This is a genomic window from Streptomyces sp. NRRL B-24572 (assembly GCF_002156145.1).
Lineage (GTDB): Bacteria > Actinomycetota > Actinomycetes > Streptomycetales > Streptomycetaceae > Streptomyces > Streptomyces vietnamensis.
Window position 1 is genome coordinate 1 of record NZ_MWIG01001105.1, and the last position, 1,426, is coordinate 1,426.

The following is a 1,426-nucleotide window of genomic DNA, read 5'->3' on the forward strand; positions in this document are numbered from 1 at the left end:
GCTCGGGCGCGGGCAGGGCGGCGCAGCCGAGGTCGATCATCGAGCCGAGGGCCTCGGGGGGCAGCGGTTCGAGGCCGCGTGCGGGCAGCGGGTTCCCGGCGGGCACGGCGGTCCAGCTGCCGGCGCCGCGCCGGGACTCGAGGAAGCCCTCGGTGCGCAGCGCCTCGTAGGCGGCGGCGACCGTGGTGCGGCTGACGGTGAGCGCGAGGGCGAGTTCCCGCTCGGCGGGCAGGCGGGCGGCGACCGGGACGCGGCCCTCCAGGACGAGCAGCCGGATGCCGTCGGCCAGGGCGCGGTAGGCGGGCGGCTTGCGGGCGCCGGGTCCGGCGGGCCTGGGCTGCTGCGCCTGGAGCTGCCGGGCGAGCTGAGCCGGTCCCACCGCCGAAGTCCACTGAGCCATGGAAATCAGTCCACCTTCCTCGAATTGGCCATGGTTGGCATCCGATCCCCCGCCACAGAGTGTCATGAGTCAGTCCACTACCACCACCTTGGGGGGCAGTTCCTTGTCCATCGCCTCCGGTCTCCACGGCCGGCACCTCACCCGCCGGCTCGTCCAGCTCTACGTCGGACTGACGCTGTACGGGGTCAGCTCGGCGCTGCTCGTGCGCAGCGGGCTCGGCCTGGAGCCCTGGGGCGTCCTCCACCAGGGTCTCGCCGAGAAGACCGGGCTCACCATCGGCGTGGTGTCGATCATCGTCGGTGCGGTGGTGCTGCTGCTGTGGGTCCCGATCCGGCAGCGGCCCGGGCTCGGCACGGTCTCCAACGTGTTCGCGATCGGTCTGGCGATGGACGGCACCCTGGCCCTGGTCCCGGACGTCGACGGTCTGACCGGGCAGGTGCCGCTGCTCCTGCTCGGCATCGTCCTCAACGGGGTCGCGACCGGCCTGTACATCGCGGCGCGGTTCGGCCCCGGTCCGCGCGACGGCCTGATGACCGGTCTGCACCGGCTGACCGGCCGGTCCATCCGCCTCGTACGGACGGCGATCGAGGTGGTGGTGGTCGCCACCGGCTTCCTGCTCGGCGGCTCGGTCGGCGTCGGCACGGTCCTCTACGCCCTCGCGATAGGCCCGCTCGCCCAGTTCTTCCTGCGCCGGTTCGCCGTCCCGGAGGCGGCCCCCGAAACCCCCGAGCCGGACTCCGTCCCCTCCTCGGTCGCCACCCGGACACCGGAAGGCGCCATACTGCGGCCGTGACTCGCGTACGCCACCCCTACCTCGACCATCCCTCCCCCCTCGCGTTCGCCCATCGCGGCGGCCCGGCGGAAGGCGGCCGCGGTGTTCTCCAGGCCGTTCGCCGTGCCGCCGCGATGGGCGAACGCGAGGGGGGAGGGATGGTCGAGGTAGGGGTGGCGTACGCGAGTCACGGCCGCAGTATGGCGCCTTCCGGTGTCCGGGTGGCGACCGAGGAGGGGACGGAGTCCGGCTCG

At 73.6% G+C, this 1,426-nt stretch carries 2 protein-coding genes and 1 pseudogene; 1 reads left to right on the forward strand and 2 read right to left on the reverse strand.

Features of this window, described 5'->3' with window-relative positions:
* On the reverse strand, nucleotides 1-400 hold a 400-nt coding region (locus CCN56_RS40560; RefSeq protein WP_143664838.1), incomplete at its 3' end, for a GntR family transcriptional regulator.
* A 103-nt stretch (nucleotides 401-503) separates the two neighbouring features.
* On the opposite strand from CCN56_RS40560, the gene CCN56_RS40565 reads away from it, so the two are divergent.
* The gene (locus tag CCN56_RS40565) at nucleotides 504-1,193 is read left to right on the forward strand and encodes a YitT family protein (RefSeq protein ID WP_086832538.1); all 690 of its coding nucleotides are present in this window, start codon (nucleotides 504-506) and stop codon (nucleotides 1,191-1,193) included.
* Between the two features lie 41 nt (nucleotides 1,194-1,234).
* On the opposite strand, the pseudogene CCN56_RS45430 reads toward CCN56_RS40565, so the two are convergent.
* A pseudogene (locus CCN56_RS45430) lies at nucleotides 1,235-1,363 on the reverse strand (glycerophosphodiester phosphodiesterase); the annotation flags it as partial.
* Nucleotides 1,364-1,426 lie beyond the last annotated feature (63 nt).